The sequence below is a fragment of the Micromonospora sp. A202 genome (assembly GCF_006715105.1).
Taxonomy (GTDB): domain Bacteria; phylum Actinomycetota; class Actinomycetes; order Mycobacteriales; family Micromonosporaceae; genus Micromonospora; species Micromonospora zamorensis.
The window spans coordinates 692715-705562 of the sequence record NZ_VFMP01000001.1 but is presented as its reverse complement, the minus strand read 5'-3'; the positions used below and the strand labels follow the sequence as shown (position 1 = coordinate 705562).

13 protein-coding genes are annotated in these 12848 nt (G+C 71.6%); 3 read left to right on the top strand and 10 right to left on the bottom strand.

Annotated features, from left to right (window positions below; translation table 11 throughout):
* Window positions 1-2: 2 nt before the first annotated feature.
* From FBZ33_RS03410 to FBZ33_RS03385, 6 genes are all read right to left on the bottom strand, one after another.
* A complete protein-coding gene (locus FBZ33_RS03410) occupies window positions 3-674 on the bottom strand; it encodes a hypothetical protein (RefSeq protein WP_099850689.1) in 672 nt (223 codons plus the stop codon).
* A 58-nt stretch (window positions 675-732) separates the two neighbouring features.
* Window positions 733-1410, bottom strand: coding sequence for a M15 family metallopeptidase (locus tag FBZ33_RS03405; RefSeq protein WP_141907958.1), 678 nt, complete (start codon window positions 1408-1410; stop codon window positions 733-735).
* Window positions 1407-2537, bottom strand: a complete 1131-nt coding sequence (locus FBZ33_RS03400) for a D-alanine--D-alanine ligase family protein (RefSeq protein WP_141907957.1) — start codon at window positions 2535-2537, stop codon at window positions 1407-1409. Before FBZ33_RS03400 ends, FBZ33_RS03405 begins: the two co-directional genes overlap by 4 nt.
* Window positions 2534-3559, bottom strand: a complete 1026-nt coding sequence (locus FBZ33_RS03395; RefSeq protein WP_141907956.1) for a threonine/serine dehydratase — start codon at window positions 3557-3559, stop codon at window positions 2534-2536. The genes FBZ33_RS03400 and FBZ33_RS03395 overlap by 4 nt, the downstream gene beginning before the upstream one ends.
* Window positions 3560-3631: 72 nt before the next feature.
* Entirely contained in the window at window positions 3632-4696 is a 1065-nt protein-coding gene (locus FBZ33_RS03390) for a HAMP domain-containing sensor histidine kinase (protein ID WP_255508702.1), read from the bottom strand.
* Window positions 4693-5358, bottom strand: a complete 666-nt coding sequence (locus FBZ33_RS03385; RefSeq protein ID WP_088946301.1) for a response regulator transcription factor — start codon at window positions 5356-5358, stop codon at window positions 4693-4695. The genes FBZ33_RS03390 and FBZ33_RS03385 overlap by 4 nt, the downstream gene beginning before the upstream one ends.
* Before the next feature lie 236 nt (window positions 5359-5594).
* Here FBZ33_RS03385 and FBZ33_RS03380 point away from each other — a divergent pair, with 236 nt between their 5' ends.
* From FBZ33_RS03380 to FBZ33_RS03370, 3 genes are read left to right on the top strand one after another with little or no spacing between them, the layout of a single operon-like run.
* On the top strand, window positions 5595-6878 hold the full coding sequence (locus FBZ33_RS03380; RefSeq protein ID WP_141907955.1) for a GAF domain-containing protein: 1284 nt from the start codon (window positions 5595-5597) through the stop codon (window positions 6876-6878).
* Window positions 6879-6917: 39 nt separating this feature from the next.
* Window positions 6918-8423 carry an aldehyde dehydrogenase gene (adh, locus tag FBZ33_RS03375; RefSeq protein ID WP_141907954.1) on the top strand — a complete coding sequence of 502 codons (1506 nt, stop codon included), beginning with the start codon at window positions 6918-6920 and terminating at the stop codon, window positions 8421-8423.
* A complete protein-coding gene (locus tag FBZ33_RS03370; RefSeq protein ID WP_370452959.1) occupies window positions 8423-8767 on the top strand; it encodes a DUF779 domain-containing protein in 345 nt (114 codons plus the stop codon). The genes adh and FBZ33_RS03370 overlap by 1 nt, the downstream gene beginning before the upstream one ends.
* A gap of 161 nt (window positions 8768-8928) precedes the next feature.
* Here the strand turns inward: FBZ33_RS03370 and FBZ33_RS03365 are convergent, their stop codons facing one another.
* The 4 genes from FBZ33_RS03365 to FBZ33_RS03350 form a co-directional block, all read right to left on the bottom strand.
* Window positions 8929-9720, bottom strand: coding sequence for a G5 domain-containing protein (locus tag FBZ33_RS03365; RefSeq protein ID WP_255509103.1), 792 nt, complete (start codon window positions 9718-9720; stop codon window positions 8929-8931).
* Between the two features lie 257 nt (window positions 9721-9977).
* Window positions 9978-10787: an ABC transporter permease gene (locus FBZ33_RS03360; protein WP_255508701.1), complete on the bottom strand. Its 810-nt coding sequence runs from the start codon at window positions 10785-10787 to the stop codon at window positions 9978-9980.
* Window positions 10784-11692 (bottom strand): ABC transporter permease, encoded by a 909-nt coding sequence (locus FBZ33_RS03355; protein ID WP_088946299.1) that lies wholly within the window; start codon window positions 11690-11692, stop codon window positions 10784-10786. The genes FBZ33_RS03360 and FBZ33_RS03355 overlap by 4 nt, the downstream gene beginning before the upstream one ends.
* A complete protein-coding gene (locus tag FBZ33_RS03350; protein ID WP_141907952.1) occupies window positions 11689-12843 on the bottom strand; it encodes an ABC transporter ATP-binding protein in 1155 nt (384 codons plus the stop codon). Before FBZ33_RS03350 ends, FBZ33_RS03355 begins: the two co-directional genes overlap by 4 nt.
* Window positions 12844-12848: the final 5 nt, after the last annotated feature.

Genomic DNA, 12848 nt, shown 5'->3' with positions numbered 1-12848 from the left:
CGTCAGCGGATGACCTCGACCGTGTTGCGGCGGATGAGGTTCTTGCCCGGCTCCCGGATCTGCGCCATCGCGGCGTCGTTGAGCAGCACACAACTGCCCGACGGGCCGGTCACCGTCACCGTCGTCACCCGGTTGTTGTCCAGGTTGGTCACGCGCAGCCTGGTGCCCACCGGGAACTGTCCACTGGTCGCCGCTGGCGCCCCGACCTCGGCGAAGAAGGTGATCGGCCCCGAGCAGGCCGAGCTGGGTGCCGGGCCGGGCGCGCCGGGAGACGCGACGCCGGGACGGACCGTGCCGGCAGGTGGCTGCCCGACGGGCGCCGCTCCGTCCAGCCGCTCCACCACGTTGCGGCGGATCACGTTCTTGCCCGGCTCCCGGACCAGCTCCATGGCGGCGGCGTTGAGCAGCACACAGCTACCCGACGGGCCGGTCACCGTCACCGTGGCAGCCCGGTTGTTGTCCAGGTTGGTCACCCGCAACCGGGTACCCACCGGGAAACGGTCGCTGGTGGCCGCCGGCGCACCGCCCTCCGCCGAGAACGTGACCGAGCCGGAGCAGACGGACGACCGTGCCGGGGTGGTGCCGGCGAACCCGAAGCTGGTCCCCACCGCCACACCCGCGGCGGCGACGACCGCCACGGTCGCCGCCAGCACGTGCCTGCGCTGCACCCTCATCGCCGTCACTCCCGTCCTCGGTGGTGTCCTTCACTCACCTGGTACGGACGGGAGCGCCCTACCGTTCAGCCGGGACGGGTATCGATCGTGCGGCGGCCAGGTCCACCGGCCCGTACCGGGTGCGCGGCGCACCGGTGAGCAGCGCCCAGTAACGGTCCCCGTACGACCAGTGCCACCACTCGGTCGGGTAGTTCACCATCCCCGCGCCGCCGAGAGCGTCCACCAGGATCCGCCGGTGTCGGCGGGCGGTGCGACCGATCGTGGGCGCGTCGGTGAAGCAGGCGTCGGCACTGTCCTCCGGGGTCGCGTCGATGGCCGTGCCCAGGTCCAGCTCCACCCCGTCGTCGGTGCACAGGGTCACGTCGACCGCCCCGCCGGTGCTGTGCGGGGCCACGTCGACCGGCGAGACGAACTTGGTGGTCTCCCGGTGCAGTCGCTGCGGGGGCCAGTCCGGGTGCCGTCGGCGCAGCTCGTCCCGGTAGCCGGTGAAGATGGCCAACTGCGTCTGGTACGGGCGGTAACCCTCGACGACCAGCAGGCGCATGCCGGCGGGCAGGTCACGCTGCGCGGCCACCAGGCGGTCCACGACTCCCGCGCGCAGCCTGGCGTACGCCCCGGCGGGGTCGGCCGCGCGGCCGTCGAGGCGCAGCTCCGCCATCGCACGCAGGTCCACCAGCGGGTCGCCGTCGTCGGAGCTGGGCACGGCCGCCACCCGGGGATCGGAGAGCAGGATCATCGGGCGTTCCCCACCGGGGTCGCCGGCCGTTCGGCGTGCCGGACACGGGCCAGCTCGACGAGGCGGTCCACCACCTCCCGGTAGGCGACGCCGACGGCCGCCCACACCTTCGGGTACATCGAGTGCGCGGTGAAGCCGGGCATGGTGTTCAGCTCGTTGACGTACACCTCACCGGTCGTCTCGTCGTAGAAGAAGTCCACCCGGGCCAGGCCCCAACCGCCGATCGCAGCGAACGCGCGCAGCGACAGCTCCCGAACCCGCGCGGTCACCTCGTCCGGCAGCGACGCGGGGACGATCATCGGATCGCTGTCGCCGAAGTACTTCTGCTGGTAGTCGAACCATCCGCCGGCGACGCGTACCTCGCCCACCGCCGACGCCTCGGGGCGCCAGCCACCGAGGACCGCGCACTCCAGCTCCCTGCCGGTGACCCCCTGCTCGACCATGACGAGCTGGTCGTGGCACAGCGCCTCCTCCACGGCGGCGGCCAGGTCGTCACCCTCGCCGACGCGGGAGATGCCGATCGACGAACCCATGCTGGCCGGCTTCACGAAGAGCGGCCGGCGCAGCCCGACGACCAGCTTCTCCGGGTCGTCGGCCGCACGGTAGGTGTGCTCATCGAACGCGACGTACGGGGTGACCGGAACGCCCTCGGCGCGCAACGCCCGCTTCATCGCCACCTTGTTCATGCCGACCGCCGAGGCGAGGATGCCGCACCCCACGTAGGGCACGTTCAGCGCCTCCAACAGCCCCTGCACCACACCGTCCTCACCGAACGGGCCGTGCAGCACCGGGAAGACCACGTCCAGCTCGGCGTGCACCGCGCCGGGGGCGTTGCCGGCGCACACCTGCACGACGCCGGGACGCGGACCGGCCCGCAGCTCGACGGACGGCCCGGACACCACCAGGCGGTCGTCGATGGCCCGCGCACCGGCCGGCCGGTCGCGCAGCTCGGCCAGCAGCGCGTCGGGCAGCAGCCGAAACCCGCCGCTGCGGGTGACACCGATGGCGACAGTGCGGTAGCCGCCGCCGGCGAGCGCCCGGGCCACGCCGAGCGCGGACGCGCAGGACACCTCGTGCTCCGCCGACGGTCCACCGAACAGGATTCCGATCCGAACAGGCGCGCTCACGCCGCCATCCCCTCGACAGTCGTCACCGCGGCGGACCGCTGGGTGGACAACCGGGCCACCACTGATGCCTCCACGTTCCCGCCGGTCAGCACCACGCCGACCGTCCGCCGCCGACCGGGACCCACGCGCTCGTCACCGGCCAGCCGGAGCGCGCCGGCCAGGCCGGCCGCACCGGACGGCTCGGCGAGCACCTTGAGCTCCATCAGGATCAGCCGGAACGCCGCCCCAATCTCGTCGTCGTCGACCCGGACGACCCCGCGCAGCACGTCGCGCACGATGGCGAACGGCAGCTCACCCACACAGGACGGCCGCAGCCCGTCCGCGATCGTGGGCGCCGGTGCGACCGGGACGCGAACACCTGCCGCCAGGCTGCGGGCGAGCGAGTCACAACCGACCGGTTCCACGCCGTACACCTCGATGCCCCTGCCGGCGGCGGCCAGGCACGCGCCGGCCACCCCGCCACCACCACCGACCGGTACGACCAGCGCGTCCAGCGGTGTGCCCGCGCGCTCGGCCTCCTCGATCAACTCCAGGCTGGCCGTGCCCTGCCCGGCGATGACGTCCGGGTGGTCGTACGCGTCGACGACCGGGTGACCGCTCTCGTCGCTGAGCCCGTCGACCACCGCCACCCGCTCCGCGACGTCGGTGCCGGCGAGCACCACCCGCGCCCCCGCCGCGCGGGCCCGGTCGACCTTCGTCGACGCCGCGTCGACCGGCAGCACCACGGTGGCCGTGAGCCCGTGCTCCCGGGCCGCCAACGCCACCGCTATCGCGTGGTTGCCGGTGCTCTGCGCGATCACCCCGGTGTGACCGGAGGCGGCGAGCCGGCCGACCGCCCGCAGCGCGCCCCGCATCTTGTACGAGCCGCCGTTCTGGAGGTTCTCGGCCTTGAGCAGGATTCGAGCCCCGGCCAGACCGTCGATCACCGGGGACCGCAGCACGGGTGTGCGGACCACCCGGCCGGCCAGCCAGCGGGCGGCCTCCTCGACATCGGCCCGAACCTGGCCAACGGTGTGTGACATCGTCTTTCTCCTTTCGGGCACACCACAGGCGGGATCCAGCGGTACGCGGGACCCCGGGAGGTGGGTGGAGCGCTAGGTCACATTGGGTAGTTGGACGTCGACCCGCAGACCGCCGTGTTCGGCGGGCCGGGCCGCGATGATGCCGTCGTGCGCCTGGGTGATCGAGCGGGCGATGGCCAGCCCCAGGCCGGCGCCTCCGCCCTGCGAGGTGCGGTCCCGGGCGAGCCGTCGGAACGGCTCGAAGAGACCGGCCACCGCCTCGGCCGGCACCGGCTGACCGGTGTTGACCACGGTCAGCGCGGGCGCGCCGCTCACCGCGACGGTCAGCGAGCCGCCGCGCCGGTTGTACTTGATCCCGTTCTCCACCAGGTTGGTGACCAGGCGTTCCAGCAGCACCCGTTCGCCGACGACGACCCGGGTCGCGAGATGGGTGTCGATGGTGACGCCGGCCTCCCGGGCGCGGTCCTGGTACCCGGCGAGCACCGCCTCGACGATCGTGTCCAGCCGCTGCGGGATCCGCGAGCGCAGGCCCTGGTCGCTCTCGCTGAGTGCGAGCAGTCCCTCGATCAGCCGCTCGTTGCGCTCGTTGGTCTCCAGCAGCTGACTGGTCAACAGCTCCAACTGCTCACTGGTGAGCGCCTGGGCCATGCCGACCTCGATCAGCGTCCGCTGCACCGCCAGCGGCGTACGCAGCTCGTGTGAGGCGTTCGCGGCGAACCGTCGCTGCCCCTCGTATCCGGCGGAGACACGTTCCATCATCTCGTCGATCGCGCGGGAGAGCTGGGCCAGCTCGTCCCCGCCCCGGGGCCGGATCCGGTGACCGAGGTTCTGCGGGCCGAGGTGCCCGATCGGTCCGACGAGGTCACGGACCGGGCGCAGGCACCAGGCCGCACCGAACCAGAGCGCCACCAGGGCGGTCACGGTGACGAGCAGCACGGACAGCAGGGGCAGCACGAACGCCCCCGGGCGTACGTCGGCGCAGGTCGAGATCAGACCGGGCACCGGCAGGTCGCAGAGCTGCTGCCCCCAGGTCCAGGTCACCCCCGACACCCACCTGCCCATGGTCGGCAGCAGCGGCCCGGCCAGCAGTGCCAGCAGGCCCACGAGCAGCACCCGACGTCGGGGCGTCCAGGTCACGCCGTCCCACCGATGCGGTAGCCGGCCTTCGGCACGGTGTGGATGACCGCCGGGTCGCCGAGCTTCCTGCGCAACGTCATCACGGTGACCCGTACGGCGTTGGTGAACGGGTCGGCGAACTCGTCCCAGGCCTGTTCCAACAACTCCTCGGCGCTGACCACCTGCCCGTCCGCGCGCAGCAGCACGTGCAGCACCGCGAACTCCTTCGGGCTCAGCGCGAGCGGGCGGCCGTCCCGGGTGGCCACGTGTCGGCCCACGTCAAGCACGAGGCCGTCCTGGGCGAGCACCGGTGGCAGTGCCGGCGCGGACCGTCGACCGAGGGCCTGCACCCGGGCGACCAGCTCGGCGAAGGCGAACGGCTTGGTCAGGTAGTCGTCGGCACCGAGACCGAGACCCTCCACCCGGTCCCGGATGCCGGCCGCGGCGGTGAGCAGCAGCACCCGGGTGCCGACCTGTGAGTCGGTGATGCTGCGACAGACCTCGTCACCGGTGTGTCCCGGCATGTCCCGGTCGAGCACCGCGACGTCGTACCGGTTCACCCCGATCCGCTCCAGCGCGCCGTCACCGTCGTAGCAGACGTCGACGGCCATCGAGAGGCGGCGCAGCCCTTGGGCCACCGTGTCCGCCAACAACCGCTCGTCGTCCGCCACCAGCACCCGCACGTGTCCGCTCCCCCGAGTTCCGCTTGCCCGCATACCGTCGCAGGCCCGGGTTAAGGGTTCTGTAAGGACCCGCGAAAGCCATCCTCCACGGCAGCGACCAGCGGACAAACCATTGCAACCCTCGCCCTGCCGGCTTCGTCCCGCGCCGCGCCGTCTGCGCCCAGGGTTCCGGCGGCCACGGCGGTTGGCGATCGAGGGTGAGCTGCGTCACGATGGGGGCCGAGGAGGTCGCCCTGATGGCTGACCCGTGGCTCGCCCTGGAGTTCGGCGTCGATCCGGCGGAACGGATCGCGCAGGTCGGTGCCGCCCACGAAGCCTTCCTCACCGCCGGCGCCGCGCCACACCGGGTGCGGGACGTGGTGCGCCGCTCCTGGGAACGCTCGGCACGACTCGACCCCGAGGCCACCCCACCTGTCGACCTGGCCGACGACGTCCTGGCCGCGTACCGGGCCGTTCACCCGTTGGCCCGGGTGCTGCCGCTGTTCCGGGACCTGCTCGGCGGCATCGCCCAGGACGGCGCGCACCTGATGGCGGTCTGCGACGCGGACGGGCGACTGCTCTGGGTCGAGGGGCATCCGGGCGTGCTCCGGCACGCCGAACGGATGAACTTCGTGCCCGGCGCCCGCTGGGACGAGACGCACGCCGGCACCAACGCGCCCGGCACCGCGCTGGCCGTCGACCACAGCGTGCAGATCTTCGCCACCGAGCACTTCAGCCGCCCGGTGCAACGCTGGACGTGCGCGGCCGCGCCGATCCACGACCCCGCCACCGGCCGACTGCTCGGCGCGATCGACATCACCGGCGGGGACCACCTGGCCAATCCGCACAGTCTGGCCCTCGTCCGTGCCACCGCCCGGGCCGCCGAGGCGCAGCTCGCCGCCGGCCAACCGGTGGAGCCCGGCGTCACCACAGTGACCGCGCTCGGTCGCGACGAGGCGGAACTGCGGGTCGACGGCCGGCGGATCCGACTCGGTCGCCGACACAGCGAGTTGCTGGTGCTGCTGCTGCACCACCCGGAGGGACGCACAGGCGTTCAGCTCGGCCTCGACCTGTACGGCGACGACCGACTGCACCCGGTCACCCTGCGCGCCGAGCTGTCCCGGTTGCGCCGGGTGCTCGGCCCCGAGCTGCTCGACTCCCGCCCCTACCGGCTGCGCGGCACCGTCCGCGCCGACTTCACCACCCTCGCCCACCGGCTGGACCAGGGCGATGCGGCGGGCGCGCTCGACGCGTACCCCGGGCCGTTGCTGCCCGGCTCGGACGCGCCGGGAGTGACGCGACTGCGCCGGCTGATCGACGGTCACCTCCGCGCGGCCGTGCTGGCCACCGCGGACCCGGCGCTGCTCGCGGCCTGGACCGCGACGCCCGCCGGCGCCGACGACCTGGTCGTGTGGCAGGCCCTGGCGCGGACGTTGCCGGTGGGCGCGCCGCGTCGGCCCCTCGCCCTCGCGCGCATCGACCAGCTCGCCAGGGAGTACGCGTTGGAGCGCGCAACGTTCCTGCAACGTCCGCGAAACTAGCCTTCCCGCCGTCATCCCCCATCGACGGCGGAGGTCACCATGACGCGCTACGACGCGCCCACCCACTGGCAGTCCCGTTACGACCACTACATCGGCGGCGAGTACGTCAAGCCGCACGGCGGCGCCTACTTCGAGAACCCCACCCCGGTCACCGGGCAGACCTTCACCGAGGTCGCCCGCGGCACCGCCCCCGACGTGGAGAGGGCCCTGGACGCCGCGCACGGCGCCGCCGACGCGTGGGGGCGCACCTCGGTGGGCGAACGGGCGTTGATCCTCAACCGGATCGCCGACCGCATGCAGGAGAACCTGGAGTCGCTGGCCATCGCCGAGAGCTGGGAGAACGGCAAACCGGTCCGGGAGACCCTCGCCGCCGACATCCCGCTCGCCATCGACCACTTCCGCTACTTCGCCGGGGCGATCCGGGCCCAGGAGGGTTCACTCGGCGAGATCGACGACGACACCGTGGCTTACCACTTCCACGAGCCGCTCGGCGTGGTCGGGCAGATCATCCCGTGGAACTTCCCGATCCTGATGGCGACGTGGAAGCTGGCGCCCGCGCTGGCCGCCGGCAACGCCGTGGTGCTCAAGCCGGCCGAGCAGACCCCGGCGTCCATCCACTACTGGCTGTCGCTGGTGGCGGACCTGCTGCCGCCGGGCGTGCTCAACATCGTCAACGGTTTCGGCGTGGAGGCCGGTAAGCCGCTGGCCTCCTCGGCCAGGGTCGCGAAGGTGGCCTTCACCGGTGAGACCACCACCGGGCGGCTGATCATGCAGTACGCCAGTGAGAACATCAAACCGGTCACCCTGGAGCTGGGCGGCAAGAGCCCGAACATCTTCTTCGACGACGTCAGCGCCGCATCGGACGACTTCCTGGACAAGGCCCTGGAAGGCTTCACCATGTTCGCGCTCAACCAGGGTGAGGTCTGCACCTGCCCGTCCCGGGCGCTCATCCAGCACGGCCATTACAGCGACTTCCTCGCCGCGGCGGTTTCTCGCACCGAGCAGATCGTGCAGGGGCATCCCCTGGACACCGACACGATGATCGGGGCGCAGGCCTCCAACGACCAGCTCGAAAAGATCCTGTCCTACCTGGACATCGGCCGGCAGGAGGGTGCCCGGGTGTTGACCGGCGGCTCCCGTGCAGACCTGGGCGGAGACCTGTCGGGCGGGTACTACGTTGAGCCGACCATCTTCGAGGGCGACAACTCGATGCGGATCTTCCAGGAGGAGATCTTCGGCCCGGTGGTCTCGGTGACCTCCTTCGCCGACCTCGACGACGCCGTGAAGATCGCCAACGACACCCTGTACGGGTTGGGTGCCGGCGTCTGGACGCGGGACATGAACACGGCGTACCGGGCCGGGCGGGCCATCCAGGCCGGCCGGGTGTGGACGAACTGCTACCACGCGTACCCGGCGCATGCGGCGTTCGGCGGGTACAAGCAGTCCGGCATCGGCCGGGAGAACCACAAGATGATGCTGGAGCACTACCAGCAGACGAAGAACCTGCTGGTCAGTTACTCCACCAAGAAGCTCGGCTTCTTCTGATGCCGGTCGTCTCCGTCACCCCCGCCGCGGCAGAGCTGATCCGGTCGCTGCGGGGGCGACACGGCCCACTGATGTTCCACCAGTCCGGCGGCTGCTGCGACGGCAGCGCCCCGATGTGTTATCCGGCGGGCGAGTTCCGGACCGGCTCGTCCGACGTCCTGCTCGCCTCGCTGACCGTCGACGGGGTGCCGGAACCGGTCGAGTTCTGGATGTCGAAGTCCCAGTGGGAGCTGTGGAAACACACGACGCTGACCGTCGACGTGGTCCCGGGCAGAGGCAGCGGCTTCTCCCTGGAAGCACCCGACGGAGTCCGCTTCCTCATCCGCTCCCGCCTGGCCGCCTGACCCCTGACCTGAGCGCCGTTCCCGGGCGGGACGAGCTTCGGGGATAGCTCGCACTGGAGACCGTGATGCCTGTGAGGCATCAAGATGACTCACAGGCATCACGCTCCACACCGCGTCTCGGTCGCGCGAGATGACAATGCGTGATCGCAGGCCATGCAGGATCAGTCGCAGCCGTAGCCGTCCTTGTCGTTGTCGAGGCGGTACTTGTCCGTGCCGATGACCTTGACGGGGCCACGAACGTAGGCCGGTCCGTCGCCGCTGCCGGGCAGGCAGTCGACGTCGCTGGCGATCGGGACGCAGCCGCTGTAGTTCGGGTCGCACTTCGACTGCGCCTTCTTGGTGCCGACGGCTACGACCTGCGTGACCGGCTGCTTCGTCACTGTGGACTTGACCAGCTTCCTGGCCGTGCGCACCCCGTCCGTGGTGGTCACCTCGTACGTCAGGGTCCGTACGCCGTTCACGCCCTTGGTCCGGACGACGCGCTTGCCCTCGGCGAGGGTCGCGTCCTTGACGGTCCGCTCGGTGTAGCGCACGGCGGCTCGCTCCGTCTCGGTCGTCACCCGCACGACCGGCGTGGACGCGGCGCGAGACGGGGACACGGCGTCGGCCGGGGTCGGCGAGGCCGGCACCGCGTCGCTGGGGTCCGGCGTGGCGGATGGGGCGGCGAGCGGCGACGCGGCCTGGGCGTCGGCACCCTCGGTCGGCTCGGCGGGCGCCGCCACGATGGGCTGCTGCGCCTCGGCTGCCGTGCCGGTCCTGGTCGGCTCCGGCTCGCCGGCCAGCGCGCTGATGATGGCGGTGCCGGTGCAGCAGAGCAGCAGGACCGACAGGGTCACCGAGCCGAGGATCACGGCGGCTCGGCGGGCGGGGCTGGCCCGGCGGAACCAGTTCGGTCGGGGCGGCGGACCGGACGACGGCGCGTACGGCGGGCCAGGATTCGGCGGTGGTTGCATCGTCACGGCGATGAGTGTCGTCGCAAACACTCCGCGCAATATCATCCGTCGCGTTGGTCACCTGCGCCGTTCGCCGCGCACCGGTGATCCATGGGCGCTTCCTCGGGCGACGAGACGACACCTGGGACAACCCTCCAGGCCGGCCGGTCGGGGCCGATCGTGCGGCTACATTTGCCGACAAGCGTCGCAAATCCCCACCCACCGTGCCGTCGCACGGTCGGTCACCGGCGGGCGGCAGTGGATGTGTCGAAATGCCGTCAGCGGGCGGGCTCGGAGGTGCGACGGGCCCGTCGACCGCGCAGCGAGCTGAGCCCGACCAGCAGCAGCGCGACCGCGAACATCGCAGTACCGATGACGTTGACCTGTGGTGGGATGCCCCGCTGGGCGGCGCCCCACACGTACATCGGGAACGTGACAGTGGTGCCGGCGTTGAAGTTCGTGACGATGAAGTCGTCGAAACTCAGCGAGAAGGCCAGCAGCGCGGCGGCCACGATGCCGGGCAGCACCAGCGGCAGGGTGATCCGCCGGAAGGTCTGCCACTCGCTGGCGTAGAGGTCCATGGCGGCCTCCTCCAACCGCCGGTCCATCCCGGCCAGCCGTGCCTTCACGGTGACCACCACGAACGACACACAGAACATGACGTGCGAGACCACGACGGTCCAGAAGCCCTGCGGCACCCCGGCGGACACGAAGAGGGCGAGCAGCGACGTGCCCATCACCAACTCCGGGGTGGCCATCGACAGGAAGACCAGCACGTTGATCGCGGACCGGCCCCGGAAGCGGTGCCGCACCAGCGCGAACGCCATCAGGGTGCCGAGCACTGTCGCGACCACGGTGGCGAGGAACCCGATCTGCACGCTGCGGACCACCGCCTCGCACATGTCCGAGGTGGCGCACGGCCGACGCCAGTTGTCCACTGTGAACTCGTTGAAGTCGTACGACAGCCGGCTCGACGGGCGGTTGAACGACAGGGCGGCCACCACCAGGATCGGCAGGGCCAGGTAGCCGAGGACCAGCAGTGCCACGATCATCACCCAGCGGTCGGCGAGCCATCGCCAGAGTCTCACCGCACCGCCTCGGTGCCGGCCCTGCGCAGCCAACCGAAGACCATCGCGAGGATCGCCGCCATCAGCAGGACCGACAGCGCGGCACCCTGCGGGTAGTCCAGCCGGACCAGGAACGCCGAGTCGACGACGTTGCCGACCATGTACTCGTTCGGTGTGCCGAGCAGCTCCGCGTTGATGTAGTCCCCGCTGGCCGGGATGAAGAACAGCAGCGCGCCGGCGACCAGGCCGGGCATGGACAGCGGCAGGGTCACCCGGCGGAACGCCTGCACGGGGCTCGCGTACAGGTCGCCGGCCGCCTCCAGCAGCCGACGGTCCAACCGCTCCAGGCTCGCGTACAGCGGCAGCACCAGAAACGGCAGGAAGGTGTACGTCAGGCCGAGCACCACCGCGAACGGGGTGGCCAGCAGCCGACCGTCCGGGGCGAGCAGGTGCACGTCGCGCAGCAGGCCGACGAGCACCCCGTTGTCCGACAGGATCGTCTTCCACGCCAGCGTGCGGACCAGGAAGCTGGTGAACATCGGCGCGACCACGCACACCAGCAGCAGGTTCTTCCAACGACCGGCCTTCTGCGCGATCGCGTACGCCAGCGGGTAGCCCAGCAGCAGCGCCAGCAGCAACGCCAGCGCGGCGTAGCCGAACGAGCGCAGGAACTGCGGCCAGTACGCCTGCAACACGTCCGGGTAGTTGCCGACTGCCCAGGTCATCGCGTACCCGGTGGAGAGCGAGCCGCCGGGGTCGTAGAGGCTGGCTGCGGCGAGCTGCCCCAGCGGCACACCAAAGAAGATCAACAGCCAGGCCACACCGGGCAACACCAGCAGGTACGGCAGGAGCCGGCGCCGCCCGGACCGGGCTGCCGGCGGCGCGGGCGGCGGCTGCCCCGGTCCGGTGGGAGCCAGCAGGGTCACGACGACGCGCCCACCGGCTGGTCCGGCACCACCGGGACCGGCAGTTCGGTGTCGGCGGCGTCCCGGGGCAGCAGGAACGCGTGCCGTGGATCCCAGCACGCCACGGCCGCACTGCCGACCGCGATCCGCGTCGACGTCCCCGTGTTGGCCGCGAACACCGACAGCTCGCTGCCCCAGCCGGTGCGCAGCAGGTACTGCGTGCTGACCCCCAGGTAGGAGGCGTCGGTGACCACACCGGTGACGTGCTGATGACCCACGGGCACCTGGTCGGCGGAGCCGACCAGAAGCAGCTTCTCCGGGCGTACCCCCAGGTGGACCGGGCCGTGGTCGGCCCGGGCCCGGCCGGCGGGCACCGAGAAGCGCGCGCCGTGCGCCGTCACCACGACGTCGCCGCCGCTGACACCGCCGGCCTCGCCGGCCAGCAGGTTGGACCGGCCCAGGAAGTTCGCGACGAACGCGGTGGCGGGAAACTCGTAGATGTCGGCGGGTGCGCCGAGTTGCTCGATCCGGCCGGCGTTCATCACCGCGACCGTGTCCGCCATGGTCATGGCCTCCTCCTGGTCGTGCGTGACGTGCACGAAGGTGATGCCGACCTCGGTCTGGATGCGCTTCAGCTCGATCTGCATCTGTCGGCGCAGCGTCAGGTCGAGGGCACCCAACGGCTCGTCGAGCAGCAGCACCTGCGGCCGGTTGACCAACGCACGGATCAGCGCGACCCGTTGCTGCTGACCGCCGGAGAGCTGGGCCGGGCGGCGGCTGCCGTAGCCGTCGAGCCGCACCAGCGACAGCATCCGGTTGGCCTCGGCGTCGACCGGGCGGATGCCGCGTCGGCGCAGCCCGAACGCCACGTTCTCGAAGACGGTGAGGTGCGGAAAGAGCGCGTAGCTCTGGAAGACGGTGTTGACCGGTCGCTGGTGCGGACGCAGCCGGCCGATGTCCCGGTCACCGAGCAGCACCTGACCGCTGGTCGGCTCGTCCAGACCGGCGATCATCCGCAGGGTGGTGGTCTTGCCGCAGCCGGACGCGCCGAGCAACGCGAAGAACGAGCCCTGGGCGATCGTCAGGCTGAGGTCGTCGACCGCGGTGAGGGTGCCGAACCGTCTGGTCAGGTTGGCCAGGCGCAGATCGCCGGCGGGTGTTTCACGCGCCATCCTCG

Excerpts from the sequence above, each read along its gene's own strand:
- FBZ33_RS03410 (WP_099850689.1), bottom strand. The coding sequence starts at position 674 with ATGAGGGTGCAGCGCAGGCACGTGCTGGCGGCGACCGTGGCGGTCGTC.
- FBZ33_RS03405 (WP_141907958.1), bottom strand. The coding sequence starts at position 1,410 with ATGATCCTGCTCTCCGATCCCCGGGTGGCGGCCGTGCCCAGCTCCGAC.
- FBZ33_RS03395 (WP_141907956.1), bottom strand. The coding sequence starts at position 3,559 with ATGTCACACACCGTTGGCCAGGTTCGGGCCGATGTCGAGGAGGCCGCC.
- FBZ33_RS03380 (WP_141907955.1), top strand. The coding sequence starts at position 5,595 with ATGGCTGACCCGTGGCTCGCCCTGGAGTTCGGCGTCGATCCGGCGGAA.
- adh (WP_141907954.1), top strand. The coding sequence starts at position 6,918 with ATGACGCGCTACGACGCGCCCACCCACTGGCAGTCCCGTTACGACCAC.
- FBZ33_RS03370 (WP_370452959.1), top strand. The coding sequence starts at position 8,423 with ATGCCGGTCGTCTCCGTCACCCCCGCCGCGGCAGAGCTGATCCGGTCG.
- FBZ33_RS03365 (WP_255509103.1), bottom strand. The coding sequence starts at position 9,720 with ATGCAACCACCGCCGAATCCTGGCCCGCCGTACGCGCCGTCGTCCGGT.
- FBZ33_RS03350 (WP_141907952.1), bottom strand. The coding sequence starts at position 12,843 with ATGGCGCGTGAAACACCCGCCGGCGATCTGCGCCTGGCCAACCTGACC.